We start from the raw sequence: 15,642 nt of genomic DNA, 5'->3' as shown, positions 1-15,642 counted from the left end.
TTCGAAGAGAAATTCAAAGGGAAGACGTCAAAAACGGTACGGTTTCGGGCTCGGCCGGGACAAGGCGAGACCGTTGCGGACCGACCGTCGAACCGTTGCGCGATCGTCAGCCTTGGCGGCGATTCGTTGCGTGCGGCTCCGACCGAAGGCGTACGGCTCCCCCGCCGTGCGGCGGAGGCGCGGACCGTTCCCCGGCCCGACGCCGCGCCGCGGGCCGCGCGGAAGAGTGGTGGGCGTCCGGAAGACACCCCGGACGACCTGCCGAAACGGCCTGCCGAAGGGACCGCACGCCATGAACCGCCGTACGAAGATCGCCGCTGTTGCCGCCGCCCTGCTGATCACGGCGGGGGCGGCCGGCTCCGCCGCCGCCTCGGGAGACGGGAGGGGCGGCAGCCGGGAGGCGGCGGCGCTCACCGGCACCGCGAAGCTGTACCGGCCGGCCGGGGACGACATCACGTTCAGCTTCGACGCCCATCTGGCCGCGAAGGACAACAACGACCCGCAGGCGGCGACGGGCACCTTCCGGTTCAGCCACTACAAGCCCGGCTTCCCGGGCGGCTACGCGGTGGCGAAGGTGGACTGCCTGGTCACCGGCGGCAAGATGGCCGTGGTGACGGGCGTCATCGTCGACACCGACCTCAAGGACCGCATGGGGAAGCGGGTCGGGGTCTCCGTCAACGACCTCGGGAAGCACGACCGGCTGGGCTACAGCTGGGTCGGACGGGAGACGGACCTGGAAGTGCCGCCCTGCCTGAGCTCGGCCCCGTTCGAGAAGGTCGAGGCCGGCACCGGTGACTTCCACGTGCTGCCCTGGCAGCTGGAGTACCCGACCCGGTGAGAGACGCCCGCCGGGTGGGCCGCCCCACGGGGGTGGGCGGCTCGTTGCGGCGGGTGGCGCGGTACCTGCGGGCGGGCGGCTACGCCGGCGAGCCCGAGGAGAAGCGCCGCAGGAGCGGCGAGAGCACCAGGACGGACTTGGTGCGCTCCACGAAGGGCTCGCCCGCGATCCGCTCCAGGACGCGCTCGAAGTGCCGCATGTCGGAGGCGAAGACCTGGACGACGGCGTCCGCGTCACCGGTCACGGTCGACGCGGACACCACCTCCGGGTACCGCTCCAGCCCTCGCCGGATGTCCTCCGGCGAGGTGTTGTGGCGGCAGTAGATCTCGACGAACCCCTCCGTCTCCCAGCCGAGCGCCGCCGGATCCACCCGGACGGTGAATCCGGTGATGGCGCCCTCGGCCCGGAGCCGGTCCACGCGCCGCTTCACGGCGGGTGCGGAGAGACCGACCAGCGAGCCGATGTCGGCGTAGCTGCGGCGGGCGTCTTCCGCGAGGGCGTGGACGATGCGTTCGTCGAGGTCGTTGAGTCGCACTACGGGTGGATCACTTCTCTGCGGGGGCCTCTGCCAGGGCCGGGGCCGTGGCCAGTCGGGAGCGGCGCATGCCGTACAGGAAGTAGAACACGAGTCCCGCGGCCATCCAGCAACCGAAGACCACCCAGGTGACCGAGTCGAGACTGAACATGTTGTACGCGCAGAAGATGAAGCCGAGCACCGGGAAGACCGGGCCGAGCGCCACCTTGAAGGTGCGCGGCATGTCGGGGCGCGAGTAGCGGAGCACGATGACCGCGATGTTGACCAGGCCGAAGGCGAAGAGGGTACCGATGCTGGTCGCGTCGACGAGCTTGCCGAGCGGGATGACCGAGGCGAGGGCCGCGCAGAACAGGGAGACGATCACTGTGTTGACGCGCGGGGTGCCGGTCTTGGCGCTGACCTTGCCGAAGGCCTTCGGGACGAGGCCGTCGCGGGACATCGCGAAGAGCACCCGGGTCTGGCCGTAGAGCACGGTCAGGACGACGCTGGCGATGGAGATCACGGCGCCGGCGGCGAGCAGGGTGCCCCAGAAGGTCTGGCCGGTGACGTCGTTCATGATCGCCGCGAGGGTCGCCTCGGAGCCCTCGAAGTCCTTCCAGTGCCAGGCGCCGACCGCGACGGCGGCGACGAGCACGTAGAGGACGGTGACGATGAGCAGCGAGAGCATGATCGCCCGCGGCAGGTCGCGCTTGGGGTTCTTGGCCTCCTCGCCGGCCGTGGAGGCGGCGTCGAAGCCGATGTAGGAGAAGAACAGGCTGGCGCTGGCGGCGCCGACGCCGGCCACGCCGAGCGGCATGAAGTCCTTGTAGTTGCCGGACTTGAAGCCCATGAAGCCGATGGCGCAGAAGAGCGCGAGGGCGGCGATCTTCACGACGACCATGATCGTGTTGACCACGGCGGACTCGCGGGCGCCGCCGAGCAGGAAGACCATCGCCAGCAGGACGACGATGAGGCCCGGCAGGTTGATGATGCCGCCCTCGCCCGGGGCGGAGGACAGCACCTCGGGGATGGTGACGCCGATGGTGCCGTCGAGCAGCTCGTTGAGGTACTCGCCCCAGCCGACCGCCACGGCGGCCACGGACACGCCGTACTCGAGGACCAGGCACCAGCCGCAGACCCAGGCGACGAGTTCACCCATCGTTGCGTACGCGTACGAGTACGAGGAGCCGGCGACCGGTATGGAGCCGGCCAGTTCGGCGTACGAGAGGGCCGAGAACAGCGCCGTGAGACCGGCGATCACGAACGAGAGCGTGACGGCGGGGCCGGCCTCGGGGACCGCGGAGCCGAGCACGACGAAGATGCCGGTGCCGAGCGTCGCACCGATGCTGATCATGGTCAGCTGCCACATGGAGAGCGAGCGGCGGAGCGTGCCGCCCTCACCCTGCCCACCCTCCGCGACCAGGTTCTCCACCGGCTTGCGGCGGGTCAGGGCGGAGAGCCCGGTGGTCCTGCGGGCGGTCGGGACGGCCGTGTCCTCGGCCGGTGGGGCTGCGCCGTGGTCAAGCACTGCGGGGGCTCCTTATCGCTGCCTGTCGACGAGCGGGGACCGCGGCGGTGCGCGGGCATGCCGAGACAGCCCACGGGGGAAGGGGAAACCGCCGAGCAGGCGGTCGCCGCCACTCCTGGTACGAGGCATGAGCCTAAGGGCTGGAGCTTCGCACTCGTAATGCAGGGTTGTTGCGCACTGCCGGATGATCATTGCGCGCTTCGGGCACAGACGGGGAAACATTGCGCTCCCCCGCATGAATCGACACATCGGGGGCATGACGCGACCCGTGCACGCGCATTGACTCCTCCGGCCCGATGGCCCACCCTGCACCCGCCCGAACGGAGGTCCTCGTGAGCTGGCTGGAGCCCGAACCCTTTCTCCGCGGTACGGCGTGGCTGGACGACGGCCGGCCGGTCCGCGCCGACCCGGCCGACCTGGAACGGCTGCCCTGGGACATCGCCGAGCGGGCCGCGCTGCCCATCGGCGTGCGGGTCGAGTTCAGCGCAGCGCCCGGCACCCGGGCGGTCGAACTGCGCTACCGGGCGGCGCTCCCCGCGACCGGGGACGCCCTGCGGTCCCTACGGCACTGCTTCGCGCTCTGGCGGGGCGCGCACTGCGTCGCCGAGGTGTTCGCCGAGCCGGCCGATGAGTCCGTGGTCCGGATCGAACTACCGCCCGAGGGAGGGGAGTTCACGGTGCATCTGCCGGAGGGGCAGGCACCGGTCGTGCGCGGCCTGCGCCCGGTCGACGGCCACCTCTCCCCCGCGCCGCGCCGCCCCCGCTGGCTGGTGCACGGCGACTCCATCACGGAGGGCTGGTGGTCGACCCGCCCCGCGCACGCCTGGCCCGCGACGGCCGGCCGGGCCCTCGGCCTCGACCCGGTCAACCTCGGCTACGCAGGTGGAGCACGCGGCGAGCTCCCCCTCGCCGAGCATCTGGCACGCCTCCCGGGCTCCCTGATCACCCTCGCCTTCGGCACCAACTGCTGGGCCGCCGTACCCAGTTCGGCACCGCTGCTGTACGAGACGACCCGGGCCTTCGTCACCCTGGTGCGCCGCGGCCACCCGGACACCCCGCTGCTGCTGCTCTCGCCCGTCCTGCGGCCGGCAGCCGAGCACACGGGCAACGCCCTGGGCGCGACGCTCGCGGAGCTGCGGACGGCCATGGAAGAGGCCGTACAGGGCCTCGTGGCGGCCGGCGACGCCCGCCTGGCCCTGTTGCCCGGGGGCCCGCTGCTCGCCCCGGAGGACCTCGCGGACGGGCTGCACCCGAACGACCGGGGGCACGCGCGGATCGCGGAGGCGGTGGCGGACGCCCTGCGGGCGGCGGGCTTCGTGGACCGGCCGGTCAGTCGAGGCGCCTGACGAGGAAGGTGGCGGCGTCGGCGCGGTCGTGCGGGACGCCGGCCGCGTCCGTGTACGCGTAGCGGTCGGTGTACACCGTCACGGGCGCGTAGCCGAGGCGGGCGTACAGCGCGGCCGCCCGGGGGTTGTCGTGGGCCACGCCGAGGCCGAGGAGCGCCCTGCCGCGCTCTCGGGACAGCCCCTCGGCCGCGCGGATCAGGGCCGTACCGAGGCCCTGGCCGCGCAGGTCCTCGCGGACGTCCAGGCCGTTGAGCTCCGGGCAGTCGGCGACGGCGGCCCGCACCTCCGGCGCGGCGCAACCGTCCCAGCGGACCTGCCCGTTGCCGGCCGGCAGCCCGTCGCGCCAGGCGATCAGATATGTGCCGAGTCCGGCGTCCTGGCGGGCGAGGCGGTCGGCGTGCCGGGTGGGCGCGCCCGGGGTGGGCAGGTGGCGGTCGAGCAGCGGCAGGTCCTCGGCCCGGCAGGGCCTGATCTCCGTACGGTCCATGCGGCCGACCGTACGGGAACGCCGCGGGCCCCCGGGAGGACTTTCCCGGGGGCCCGCGGTTCACCGGGTCGCTCCGACTCAGCTCCAGCTGGCGTGCAGCGGCTTGCCCTCCGCGTAACCGGCGGCGGACTGGATGCCGACGACGGCCTTCTCCTCGAACTCGGCGAGCGAGGCCGCACCGGCGTAGGTGCAGGAGGAGCGGACACCCGCGATGATCGAGTCGATCAGGTCCTCGACGCCCGGGCGCTGCGGGTCGAGGAACATGCGGGAGGTGGAGATGCCCTCCTCGAACAGCGCCTTGCGGGCGCGGTCGTAGGCGGACTCCTCGGAGGTCCGGTTCTTGACGGCGCGGGCCGAGGCCATGCCGAAGGACTCCTTGTACGCGCGCCCCTTGGCGTCGTGCTGGAGGTCGCCCGGGGACTCGTAGGTGCCGGCGAACCAGGAGCCGATCATGACGTTGGACGCACCGGCGGCGAGCGCCATGGCGACGTCACGGGGGTGACGGACACCGCCGTCGGCCCAGACGTGCTTGCCGTACTTCTTCGCCTCGGCGGCGCACTCCAGGACGGCCGAGAACTGCGGGCGGCCCACACCGGTCATCATGCGGGTGGTGCACATGGCGCCGGGGCCCACACCGACCTTGATGATGTCCGCGCCGGCCTCGATGAGGTCCTTGACGCCCTCGGCGGCGACGATGTTGCCGGCCACGATCGGGACCTGCGGGTCCAGGGCGCGGACGGCCTTGATCGCGGAGATCATCGACTCCTGGTGGCCGTGCGCCGTGTCGATCACGAGCGTGTCGACGCCCGCGTCGAGGAGCTGCTTGGCCTTGCCCACGAAGTCGCCGTTGATGCCCACGGCGGCGGCGATGCGCAGCTTGCCGTCGGCGTCGGTGGCGGGCGTGTACAGGGTCGCGCGGAGCGCGCCCTTCCGGGTGAGGATGCCGACCAGGCGCCCGTCCGCGTCGACGGCCGGCGCGTAGCGGCGGTTGGCGTGGTCCAGCTTGTTGAAGGCCTCGCGCGGCTCGATGCCGGCGTCCAGGAGCAGCAGGTCCCTGGACATGACCTCGGACAGCTGGGTGAAGCGGTCCACGCCGGAGAGGTCGGCATCGGTGACGACACCGATGGGACGGCGGTCCTCGTCGATGACGACACCGGCCTCGTGGGCACGCTTCGGCAGCAGGGAGAGCGCGTCGGCGACGGTCTGGTGGGGCTCCAGGACGATGGGCGTGTCGAGCACGTGGTGGCGGCTCTTGACCCACGAGATGACGTCGGTGACGACCTCGATCGGGATGTCCTGGGGGATGACGACCAGGCCGCCGCGGCGGGCGACGGTCTCGGCCATGCGGCGGCCGGCGATGGCGGTCATGTTGGCCACGACCAGCGGGATCGTCGTACCGGTCCCGTCCGGCGAGGAGAGGTCGACGCCCTGACGGGACCCGACGGCCGAGCGGCTCGGCACCATGAACACATCGTCGTACGTGAGGTCGTACGGCGGCTTGACGTCATTGAGGAAACGCACGTGCTGACATCCCAGTCGTTCGGATCGGCCCCTAGGCATTTCAGCCAGGGGAAAAAGCACGTAGTTCATTGTCCCACGCCGGGGTGCGCGGGCGGTGCGGGCGAATCATCCGAGCCTTGCGCGGGGGCGCCTGTCCGATCCTCCAAGCCGGCGGGGTCGCCGCCGAGCGAGAGCAGGACCGCGAGGCCGGCGGAGCTGGCGCGGGCCGCCGCCGAGAACACTTCCTGGGCGATGGACCACTCGTCCGGTTCGGCCTCGGCATAAGCCTGCCAGTGGGTCACCACGATCGCCATGGGTTCGCGCATATCGGCGAGGCAGTCGGCCAGGGCGTCCCAGTTGCGGCCGAACCAGACCGGCAGCGGGAGGGTGCGCACGCAGCGGTTGATGAAGGCCGTCTTGTCGGTGACCCCGTGCAGGTCGAGGACGACGGCATCATCGATCCTCATCGGTGACCACCTCCCGGAAGCTCTGGTAGTGGTCGTCCGTGTAGTACGTCTCCCCACGCTGCCCGGTGACGATGCGCCGCGCGCCGCGGTCGCGTTCGCCCGGGGTCCTCACGGTGTACTCGTGGTAGTAGCCGCGCCCGCGCCGCGGCAGGACGCGCTCGAAGTTCGAGAAGACCGCGCCGTCCCTGGCGTACGGGAAGGGCCCGCCGCTCCTGATGAGGGCGAGGGTCTGCCGGGCCTCGCGCGGCAGCTCCGCCTCGCGGACGGCGGGGAGACCGGAGGAGGCCGGGGGGCGGGCGGGCGCGGAGGTGCGCGCGGGGGTGGAGGCGGCGGCCGCGGTACGGGACGGGGCGGCGTCCCTCGTACCCGCGCCGCCTTCGGAGCAGCCGGTGAGCCCCGTGAGGAGCAGCGAGAGCCCGGCCAGGACGGCGAGCCCGAGCCGGGCGCAGCGGTGGATCATGCCCTGATGCTGCCACCACCGGCCCGGGGACTCCGCGGGCCCCGGTCGCCGGGCGTGGCGGGTCCGGTCGGGGGTGGCGGGTCCGGTCGCCGGGCGCGGCGGGTCCGGTAGGGGGGTGGCGGGTCCGGTCGGGGGCGGCCCGCGCGCCGCCGGGCAGCGCCCGTCGGCTTGGGTTGCCGTCCGGCCCCGCCTGGGGTGCCGGGCGACATCGGCCGACATCCGGTGCCCTCCGGCGGCGCCCGTCGGCAACAGTTGACATCCGGTGCCGTCCGGCGGCGCCCGTCGGCTTCGGCCACCGTCCGGGGGTCCCCGCCGGGGGTGCCCGGCGGGGCCGGTTGACGGCCGGTGCCTCAGGCGGCGCCTCTCGGCGTCAGTCGACTTCCTGGGCCGTCCGGCGGCGCCCGTCGGCTTCGGCCACCGTCCGGGGGTGCCCGGCGGCGGCGCCGGACGGCGTCAGTTGCCGTCCGGGTCCGTGCGGTCGAGGGCCGGGCGGGGGCCGGGGCTGAACTCGGTGAGCAGGTAGTCGGCGGCCGAGCGGTCGGTCACCAGGCTGGTGACGAGCCCGGAGCGGAGCACCGCGCCGATCGCCGCCGCCTTGCGCTGGCCGCCCGCGATGGCGACGACCTCGGGGATCCGGCGCAGCCGGTCCGCCTCGACGGTGATGCAGCGCTCGCCGAGGTCACGGCCGACCCGGCGGCCCTCCGTGTCGAAGAGGTGCGCCGACATCTCGGCGGCGACGCCGAGCGAGGCGTAGTGGGCGCGCTCCTCCTCGGAGAGCATGTCGTGCACGGTCGAGATGCCCGGCTCCCAGGAGCCGATGGAGACGCAGGCGACCGTCACCTTGTCGAAGTACTCGAAGGCCCGCGCGATGCCGGTCTGGCTGCGCAGCGCGTTCGCCGTCGCCGCGTCGGGCAGCAGCATCGGCGCGTAGATGGGGTGGGCCTCGCCGCCGGACACCTGGGCGGCCCGGCGGACCGCCTCGACGGAGCCGCGCTCGGCCGTGCCCGCGTCGTACACGCCCGTGAGCTGGACGACGGTGCAGGGCGGCAGCCGGTCGAGGGCGGCCGCCATGTGGATGGTGGAGCGGCCCCAGGCCAGGCCCAGGACGTCGCCCTCGTTGACCAGCTCTCCGAGCAGGTCGGCCGCGACCTCGCCGAGGTTCTCCGGGTCCGGCGACTCGTCCTCGCCCTCCGCCGGCGACTCGACGACCACGGCGTGGCGCAGCCCGTAGCGGGCGCGGAGCGCGTCGGAGCGCTCGGCGTCCAGCTCGGCCGGTACGCGGATCTCGATGCGCACGAGGTCGCGCTCCAGGGCCGTCTCCAGGACCCGGGCCACCTTGAAGCGGCTCACGCCGAACTCCTCGGCGATCTGGATCTTCGACTTGCCCTCGAGGTAGAAGCGGCGCGCCATGGCCGCCGCCTGCACGAGCTCCGCGGGGCCCATCCGCAGGGCTGACCGTCCCGCCGACATACCCGCCACCGCGATCTCCTCACTGCTGTTCACGTACCGCTGCTCATGTGCCGTGTTTCGGCTGCTGCTGTTCACACTCTGGACTCACCGTTCATCCTGTCAGATCCGGCGGGTCCGAATCGGCCGTGTCGGCGGCCCGATGTGCCGCGTTCACGTACCGGTGGGTCAGTGGAGGCTCAGTGGCCACACGCCCACGCGGCCGAGGCGGTCGCGGCCTCGGCCCTGGCCCGCAGGGAGCGGACGGCGGCGGCCGGTTCGGCGGCCCCGTAGACGGCGGAACCGGCCACGAAGACGTCGGCGCCGGCCTCGGCGCACTGCTCGATGGTGGACTCGGCGACGCCGCCGTCGACCTGCAGCCAGAGCTCGAGGCCGTGCTTGGAGATCAGCTCACGGGTGCGGCGGATCTTGGGGAGCATGATGTCGAGGAAGGCCTGGCCGCCGAAGCCGGGCTCGACCGTCATGATCAGGAGCATGTCCAGCTCGGGCAGCAGGTCCTCGTACGGCTCGATCGGGGTGGCCGGCTTGAGCGCCATGGACGCCCGGGCGCCCTTGGCGCGGATCTCCCGCGCGAGGCGCACCGGCGCGGCCGCGGCCTCCACGTGGAAGGTGACGGAGCCCGCGCCCGCCTCCACGTACTGCGGGGCCCAACGGTCCGGGTCCTCGATCATCAGGTGGCAGTCGAGGGGGGTGTCGGTCGCCCGGCTGAGCGACTCGACGATCGGCACGCCCAGCGTCAGGTTGGGCACGAAGTGGTTGTCCATCACGTCGACATGCAGCCAGTCGGCCCCGTCGACCGCCTTCGCCTCCTCGGCGAGCCGGGCGAAGTCCGCGGACAGGATGCTGGGATTGATCTGCGCCATGTGCCAAGCCTGCCATGTTCTTGAGCACTTCTTTGCCGCGAAGCGGTGTGGAACTTCGTCGGGACGGTTCACGCGAAGAGCGTAATGGTACAGACCAGTTGATTTCGCCGACGGCCCGTGCCCCACCGCACCGTGGGGCCGGCCGTCACACGTCCGCGGACTCCCGCCCGTCGCGGGGTGTCGTCACCGCGACCCGGAGCGCACCGGTGGGCGAGGCGGCGATCTGGGCGACCGTGTGCTCCTCGGCGTGGCCGACGACGAGGGCCGCGGGGCCCTCGGGCGCCGGCAGCCGGCGCAGCACCCCGTACCTGTGTGACTGAGCGTCTGATCCGCTCGGCATCTGATCCGCTCGGCATCTGATCCGCTCGGGCGCCGCTCCGGGGTGTCGCGGAGGGCGCCCGCGCGGCTGGGACGGGGGTGGCGGCGACGATCAGGCCGTGCGGCGGATCAGCGCCAGGTACATCGCGTCCGTACCGTGCAGGTGGGGCCACAGCTGGACGTCCGGACCGTCGCCGAGTTCCGGGACGCCGGGCAGGAGCGGGCGGGCGTCGATCAGCTCGGCGCCGGCCACCTTCTTCAGGACGTCGTCGACGACCACGCGGGTCTCGGCCAGGTGCGGCGAGCAGGTCGCGTACCCCACCACTCCCCCGACGCGGACGGCCCGCAGCGCCTCGGCCAGCAGCCCGCGCTGGAGCGGGGCGAAGCCGTCGAGGTCGGAGAGGCGGCGGCGCCAGCGCGCCTCGGGGCGGCGGCGCAGCGCGCCGAGACCGGAGCAGGGCACGTCCATGAGGACGCGGTCGAAGACGCCCTCGCCCCACGGCGGGCGGGTGCCGTCGGCGGCGATGACCTGGTACGGGCCGGGGTTGCCGGCCAGCGCGCGCTCGACCAGTCGGGCGCGGTGCGGCTGCTTCTCGGAGGCCAGCAGGGCGGCGCCGCGCTCGGCGGCGAGCGCGCCGAGGAGGGCCGCCTTGCCGCCCGGACCGGCGCAGCCGTCGAGCCAGCGGGTGTCGGGGCCGTCGAGGGGCGCGTTGGCGAGGGCGATGGCGACGAGCTGGCTGCCCTCGTCCTGGACGCCCGCCCGGCCCTCGCGGACGGCCTCGATGGCGCCGGGCTCGCCGCCCTCGGAGAGCCGCAGCGCGTACGGGGACCAGCGGCCGGGCTCGGTCTCGGCGGACGCGGCCAGCTCCTCGGTGGTGGCCCGGCCGGGCCGGGCGACGAGGGTGACCTCGGGCCGCTCGTTGTCGGCCTCCAGAAGGCTCTCGATCCCGGCCCGCCCGCCGCCGAGCGCGTCCCAGAGCGCGGAGACCACCCAGCGGGGGTGGGAGTGGACGACGGCGAGGTGTTCCTCGGCGTCGTCCTCGTACGGCGGCGCGACCCGCTCCACCCAGGTCGCGAGGTCGTCCTGGGCGATCTTGCGCAGGACGGCGTTCACGAACTTGGCCCGCCCGTCACCGAGCACCACCCGCGCCAGCTCGACGGTCGCGGACACCGCGGCGTGACTCGGGATCCGCGTCCCGAGCAGCTGGTGGGCGCCGAGCGACAGCACGTCGAGGACCGGCGGGTCGACCTCGCGCAGCGGCCGGTCCACGCACGCGGAGATGATCGCGTCGTACGTCCCCTGGCGGCGCAGCGTCCCGTACACGAGCTCGGTCGCGAGCGCCGCGTCGCGCCCGTCGAAACCCTCGTTCTGCTCCCGGGCCTTCTTCAGCAGGGGCGGCAGCACGAGGTTGGCGTACGCGTCCCGCTCGTCGACGGCCCGCAGCGCCTCGAACGCGAGGATCCGCACGGGATCCTTCTTGGGCCGACGATGGGGCCTGGGGGCCTTGCCCGTACCGGGCCTGGGCGCACGACGATGTGCCTGCTCGCTCAAAGGTGCTCCGCGTGAGAAGTGAACCGGTGGAGAGGGGGTCGGCCGCCGACGGCCGACCCCCTCAGCCTACGTCCGCCCGGTCGTGCCGGGGAAAATGCGCCCGCGGGAGGCCCTGCGGCTCGCGATCCGGCTGCGGGCCGTACCTGAGGACCGTCCGGTCGCACCAGGACCCGCCCGGCGGTTCGAGCGCGCGTCCCGCCGCCTACGCCCCGACCCGCTCGCCCGGAGCGATCCGTACGCCCCGGGCCCAGTCCGCCGCCTTCATCGGCTTCTTGCCCTGGGGCTGGACCCACAGGAGCTCGACGGCGTGGGAGCCGGTGCCGACGTAGACGTTGTTCTTGGCGGGGGCGAGTTCGCCCGGGGCCAGGTCGGTGCGGTCCGGGAGGAGGGCGACCTGGATCAGCTTGAGGCGCTCGCCGCGGAAGAGGGTCCAGGCGCCGGGGGCGGGGGTGCAGCCGCGGACGACGCGGTCGACGCGGAGCGCCGGGGCGGCGAAGTCGACGTGGGCGTCCTCGACCTGGATCTTCGGGGCGAGCGTGATGCCGTCGGCCGGCTGCGGCACCGCCTTGAGCGCGCCGTCCTCGATGCCGTCCATGGTCGCCGCGAGCAGCCCGGCGCCCGCGAAGGCCAGCCGGGTCAGCAGGTCGCCGCTGGTGTCGGTGGGCCGGACGTCCTCGGTGACGACGCCGTACACCGGGCCCGAGTCGAGCCCCTCCTCGATCTGGAAGGTCGACGCGCCGGTCACCTCGTCGCCCGCCATGATCGAGTGCTGCACCGGTGCCGCCCCTCGCCACGCGGGCAGCAGAGAGAAGTGCAGGTTGACCCAGCCGTGGGCCGGGATGTCGAGGGCCGCACGGGGCAGCAGCGCGCCGTACGCGACGACCGGGCAGCAGTCGGGCGCGATCTCGCGCAGGCGCGCCAGGAACGCCTCGTCGCGGGGCCGCGCCGGCTTGAGGACCTCGATGCCGGCCTCCTCCGCGCGCTCGGCGACGGGGCTCGCGACCAGCCGGCGGCCGCGCCCGGCGGGGGCGTCGGGCCGGGTGACGACGGCGGCCACCTCGTGCCGCCCGGAGGCGAGCAGGGCGTCCAGGGCGGGTACGGCGACCTCGGGGGTGCCTGCGAAGACGAGCTTCACGCGGGAAAACCTCGCATCTCGGGGCGACAGAGCTTGGGGAGGGCAGCGCACCAGTCTAGGCGCGGTCGGGCCGACCCCGCCCCGCGGGCCCGCGCACCTCCCCAGGGGGCGTACGCGAGGCCGAGCGCCCTGCGCATATGCGGATACGCCCCCGCAGCGTGACCCAACTCCCGGTGGCGCGTTGGTCAAGAGAGATTGACCGAATCGGGTCGCCCTCCCCCAAGCGACCCGCCCCTTTTCACGCCGGTTCGAGAGGCTTATCCATGGCCGACCACGCAACCCACGACGCCCAGGCCCGGGCGAGTCTGCACCTCCTGGTGCGGGACATCGAGCGGGTCCGGCGGCAGGTGGACGCACTGCGCACGCTGACGGCCCAGCTGGGCAATGTGTACCGCCCTCGCCGCTCCGCCCCTTCGACGGGCTTCGTCGTCTACGGGCGCGCCCCCGCCCCCACCGTCCGGCTCGCCCAGGAGCTGCGGGACAGCGTCGAGACCCTGGTGACGGCCGCGGTCGACTTCGACCGCTCCCTCGGGTTCTCCTGGGACGCGGTGGGCTCCGCGCTCGGAGTCACCAAGCAGGCGGTGCACCGCCGCTACGGATCCCGCCGCGCCCCCCAGCCGGGCGCCGCGCTGGACCAGGACCGCACGCCGGAGCCGGCTGGGGCCCGGACGGTGCCGGTCGTCCCCCCGGCGCGCAGCATGCCGCCGCAGCCGACCTCGGGCAGCCAGACCCTGCGCGAGGAGTCCCGCTCCCCGGCCTTCCCGGCCCCGCGCAACGGCTGAGCCCGACGGCTCCCGTGCACGGCGCCCGCTCCGGCGCCGGATCCGTCCGGACCGCGGCCCCGGAGGCCTCGTAGGGCTGCCCTGGACGCCTCTCGTACGACCGCCGACCCGTACGAGCCCGACCGGGCCCCGTAGGCCCCTGTACGCGCCAGGGGAAAGGCCGCCCGCTCCCCCCGCGGGCGGCCTTTCGCCTGCGCGCCGCCGCCTCCGCGCGCTCAGCCGATGTCCGGCGGGTCCACCCGGACCCTCACCGGCTCGCCCCCGCCCCGCGCGAGGCGTGAGGCCTGGGCCTTCTTCAGTGCGGTGGCCAGGGCGTGGCCACTGCCCGGAGGCACGCGGATCAGCGCGCGGTCCCACTGCTCGCCCGGCGGGGTGTCACCGGGGCGGCGCGGGCCGCCGGGCCGGGTCACCGGGAGCGGGACGGGGCCCAGGATCTCGGCGTCCGGAGGCAGTTGGGCGGCGGCCAGGAAGGCCACGAGGGCCTCCGGCGGGCCCGCGACCGCCGCCATGCGCGAGACGGGCGGGAAGCCCAGTTCCGCCCGCTCGGCGAGCTCGCGCTGGGCGTGCCCGACGGGGTCCCAGCGGACGAGGGCCTGGACGGGCCGCAGGGTGGGCTCCGCGACGACCACGACGGTCCCGCCGGCGGCCTGGCCGCGGACCAGCGAGGCCGCGTCGATCCAGCGGCGGAGCGCCTCCTCGCCGGCCCGCAGGTCGGGACGACCGAGCATGGCCCAGCCGTCGAGGAGGAGGGCGGCCGCGTAGCCGCCCTCGGCGACGGGTTCCGCGCCGGGCGTGCTGACCACGAGGGCGGGTCGCCCCGGGACCCGGTCGAGGACGTGGTCGCGTCCGGAGGTCCTGACGGGCACGGCGGGGAAGGCCCGGCCCAGCTCCTCGGCGGTGCGGCGGGCCCCGACGATCTGGGCGCGCAGCCGGTTCGCCCCGCAGGCGGGGCAGTGCCAGTCGGCCGCGGTGCGCCCGCACCAACCGCAGTGCAGCTCCTGCTGCTCGGGAGCCTCCAACGGCCCGGAGCAGTGCCGACAGCGGGCGGGCGTGCGGCAGCGCTCGCACGCGAGCCGGGGGACGTAGCCGCGGCGAGGCACCTGGACGAGGACGGGACCGGTCTTCAGGCCCTCGCGCACGACCTGCCAGGCGAGGGTGGGCAGCCGGGCGGCGCGGGCGGCCTCGTCGCGGGCGAGGTCGGTGTCGCCGACGGTCCGTACGAGGGGCGCGGCGATCCGCACCTGGTCGCGGCCGGCCGTGAGCGGCTGGGCCCAGCCGGATCCGACGAGCTGGGCGGCCTCGACGGTGCAGCCGGTGGAGCCGAGCAGGAAGGCGCACCGGTCGTGGGCGGCGCGCAGCAGCAGGACGTCCCGGGCGTGCGGCTGCGGGGCGTGGGGTTCGCTGTGGCTGGTGTCGCCGTCGTCCCAGATGACCACGAGTCCGAGGTCCAGGACGGGCGCGAACATGGCGGCACGGGTGCCGACGACGGCGCGGACGGCGCCGCGCCGGACGGCGAGCCACTGCGCGTACCGCTTCTCGGGACCGGCCTCGGCGGTGAGCAGCGCGTGCCGGCCCTCACCGAGGTGGTCCGTGAGGGCCTGGTCGACGCGGGCGGCGGCACGACCGTCGGGAACGACCACGAGGGCACCGCGCCCGGAGGCGAGCGTCGCGGCGACGGCACGGGCGATCTCCTCGGCCCAGTGCGGCCCCGGCAGGGCGTTCCAGACGGCCCGGGGCACCCCGCCGCGCGCCAGCGAGTCCAGGAACGCGGGCCCCCGCTCGTACCGCGCCCAGCTGCCCGGCTCGGGCGCGACCGGCGGCGGCAGCGGCTCGGGCGAGGGCCTGCTCTCGGCGCGGGCGTTGCGCGGCGGCACGGCCAGCTGCAGCACGTCGGCGAGGCTGCCCGCGTACCGGTCGGCGACGGCCCGGGCGAGGCCGAGCAGCTCCGGTCCGAGCACCGGCTCGGGCGAGACGACGTCGGCGAGAGCGGCGAGCGGACCGGAGTAGTCCGACTCGGCGCGCCGCTCGACGAGGAAGCCGTCGATCAGCCGCCCGCCCTCGCGCCGTCCGCCCCGCACCTGGTGCGCCCCGGCCCCGAACCGGACGCGCACCCGCACCCCGGGCTGCGCGGCCTCGTCGAGCTCCTCCGGAACGGCGTAGTCGAAGAACTGGTCGAGGTGCAGCACGCCCTTGTTCACCACGACCCGGGCGACCGGCAGCTCCTTGGCCAGCGCGGCCCCCCGCCAGGTCCGCGGCTTCGCCCGCGGCACGTTCGCCTTCCGCACGGTCTCCCGGATGAGCGCGAGCTGCTCGGGCTCGGCGTGCCCGGGCGTCCCCCCGGCGTTCTCGTTCTCGCTGCTCACAGCCTCATACCTACCAGACGCC

At 74.3% G+C, this 15,642-nt stretch carries 15 protein-coding genes; 3 read left to right on the top strand and 12 right to left on the bottom strand.

All coding sequences use genetic code 11. From position 1 onward, the window contains the following. Window positions 1-292: 292 nt before the first annotated feature. Complete coding sequence (locus AB0M16_RS14735) at window positions 293-838, top strand: Repetin (RefSeq protein ID WP_365342619.1); 546 nt, start codon at window positions 293-295, stop codon at window positions 836-838. 79 nt (window positions 839-917) lie between these two features. On the opposite strand, the gene AB0M16_RS14730 is transcribed toward AB0M16_RS14735, so the two are convergent. Beyond that, complete coding sequence (locus AB0M16_RS14730; RefSeq protein ID WP_030691274.1) at window positions 918-1,373, bottom strand: Lrp/AsnC family transcriptional regulator; 456 nt, start codon at window positions 1,371-1,373, stop codon at window positions 918-920. 10 nt (window positions 1,374-1,383) lie between these two features. Then, window positions 1,384-2,880 (bottom strand): amino acid permease, encoded by a 1,497-nt coding sequence (locus tag AB0M16_RS14725; protein ID WP_365342617.1) that lies wholly within the window; start codon window positions 2,878-2,880, stop codon window positions 1,384-1,386. 332 nt (window positions 2,881-3,212) lie between these two features. Here AB0M16_RS14725 and AB0M16_RS14720 point away from each other — a divergent pair, with 332 nt between their 5' ends. After that, window positions 3,213-4,226, top strand: coding sequence for a GDSL-type esterase/lipase family protein (locus tag AB0M16_RS14720; protein ID WP_365342615.1), 1,014 nt, complete (start codon window positions 3,213-3,215; stop codon window positions 4,224-4,226). Here AB0M16_RS14720 and AB0M16_RS14715 read toward each other — a convergent pair. The 9 genes from AB0M16_RS14715 to fmt form a co-directional block, all read right to left on the bottom strand. Next, window positions 4,210-4,713 (bottom strand): GNAT family N-acetyltransferase, encoded by a 504-nt coding sequence (locus tag AB0M16_RS14715; protein ID WP_365342613.1) that lies wholly within the window; start codon window positions 4,711-4,713, stop codon window positions 4,210-4,212. The two genes, AB0M16_RS14720 and AB0M16_RS14715, sit on opposite strands and share 17 nt — an antisense overlap. 78 nt (window positions 4,714-4,791) lie before the next feature. Continuing rightward, a complete protein-coding gene (locus AB0M16_RS14710; protein WP_365342611.1) occupies window positions 4,792-6,234 on the bottom strand; it encodes a GuaB1 family IMP dehydrogenase-related protein in 1,443 nt (480 codons plus the stop codon). Between the two features lie 65 nt (window positions 6,235-6,299). Continuing rightward, window positions 6,300-6,680 carry a barstar family protein gene (locus AB0M16_RS14705; protein WP_365342609.1) on the bottom strand — a complete coding sequence of 127 codons (381 nt, stop codon included), beginning with the start codon at window positions 6,678-6,680 and terminating at the stop codon, window positions 6,300-6,302. Continuing rightward, window positions 6,667-7,140: a ribonuclease domain-containing protein gene (locus tag AB0M16_RS14700; protein ID WP_365342607.1), complete on the bottom strand. Its 474-nt coding sequence runs from the start codon at window positions 7,138-7,140 to the stop codon at window positions 6,667-6,669. Before AB0M16_RS14700 ends, AB0M16_RS14705 begins: the two co-directional genes overlap by 14 nt. A gap of 453 nt (window positions 7,141-7,593) precedes the next feature. Next, window positions 7,594-8,643, bottom strand: a complete 1,050-nt coding sequence (locus AB0M16_RS14695) for a sugar-binding domain-containing protein (RefSeq protein ID WP_365342605.1) — start codon at window positions 8,641-8,643, stop codon at window positions 7,594-7,596. A gap of 143 nt (window positions 8,644-8,786) precedes the next feature. After that, the gene (rpe, locus tag AB0M16_RS14690) at window positions 8,787-9,470 is read right to left on the bottom strand and encodes a ribulose-phosphate 3-epimerase (protein ID WP_365342603.1); all 684 of its coding nucleotides are present in this window, start codon (window positions 9,468-9,470) and stop codon (window positions 8,787-8,789) included. Window positions 9,471-9,615: 145 nt separating this feature from the next. Then, window positions 9,616-9,771: a hypothetical protein gene (locus tag AB0M16_RS14685; protein WP_365342601.1), complete on the bottom strand. Its 156-nt coding sequence runs from the start codon at window positions 9,769-9,771 to the stop codon at window positions 9,616-9,618. Window positions 9,772-9,900: 129 nt separating this feature from the next. Then, entirely contained in the window at window positions 9,901-11,340 is a 1,440-nt protein-coding gene (locus tag AB0M16_RS14680) for a transcription antitermination factor NusB (RefSeq protein ID WP_365342599.1), read from the bottom strand. Between the two features lie 202 nt (window positions 11,341-11,542). Next, window positions 11,543-12,475 carry a methionyl-tRNA formyltransferase gene (gene fmt / locus AB0M16_RS14675; RefSeq protein WP_365342597.1) on the bottom strand — a complete coding sequence of 311 codons (933 nt, stop codon included), beginning with the start codon at window positions 12,473-12,475 and terminating at the stop codon, window positions 11,543-11,545. Between the two features lie 263 nt (window positions 12,476-12,738). Here fmt and AB0M16_RS14670 point away from each other — a divergent pair, with 263 nt between their 5' ends. Further along, window positions 12,739-13,257: a hypothetical protein gene (locus AB0M16_RS14670; protein WP_365342595.1), complete on the top strand. Its 519-nt coding sequence runs from the start codon at window positions 12,739-12,741 to the stop codon at window positions 13,255-13,257. A 215-nt stretch (window positions 13,258-13,472) separates the two neighbouring features. Here AB0M16_RS14670 and AB0M16_RS14665 read toward each other — a convergent pair whose 3' ends face one another. After that, window positions 13,473-15,620 carry a primosomal protein N' gene (locus tag AB0M16_RS14665; protein WP_365342593.1) on the bottom strand — a complete coding sequence of 716 codons (2,148 nt, stop codon included), beginning with the start codon at window positions 15,618-15,620 and terminating at the stop codon, window positions 13,473-13,475. Window positions 15,621-15,642 lie beyond the last annotated feature (22 nt).

Origin of the sequence: Streptomyces sp. NPDC051921 (genome assembly GCF_040680975.1) — a bacterium.
In the GTDB taxonomy this organism is placed as follows: domain Bacteria; phylum Actinomycetota; class Actinomycetes; order Streptomycetales; family Streptomycetaceae; genus Streptomyces.
Note: the sequence above shows the minus strand (reverse complement) of the source record. Positions and strands in the feature narration are given on the sequence as shown.

Excerpts from the sequence above, each read along its gene's own strand:
- AB0M16_RS14670 (WP_365342595.1), top strand. The coding sequence starts at position 12,739 with ATGGCCGACCACGCAACCCACGACGCCCAGGCCCGGGCGAGTCTGCAC.
- AB0M16_RS14700 (WP_365342607.1), bottom strand. The coding sequence starts at position 7,140 with ATGATCCACCGCTGCGCCCGGCTCGGGCTCGCCGTCCTGGCCGGGCTC.
- AB0M16_RS14715 (WP_365342613.1), bottom strand. The coding sequence starts at position 4,713 with ATGGACCGTACGGAGATCAGGCCCTGCCGGGCCGAGGACCTGCCGCTG.
- AB0M16_RS14735 (WP_365342619.1), top strand. The coding sequence starts at position 293 with ATGAACCGCCGTACGAAGATCGCCGCTGTTGCCGCCGCCCTGCTGATC.
- rpe (WP_365342603.1), bottom strand. The coding sequence starts at position 9,470 with ATGGCGCAGATCAATCCCAGCATCCTGTCCGCGGACTTCGCCCGGCTC.
- AB0M16_RS14705 (WP_365342609.1), bottom strand. The coding sequence starts at position 6,680 with ATGAGGATCGATGATGCCGTCGTCCTCGACCTGCACGGGGTCACCGAC.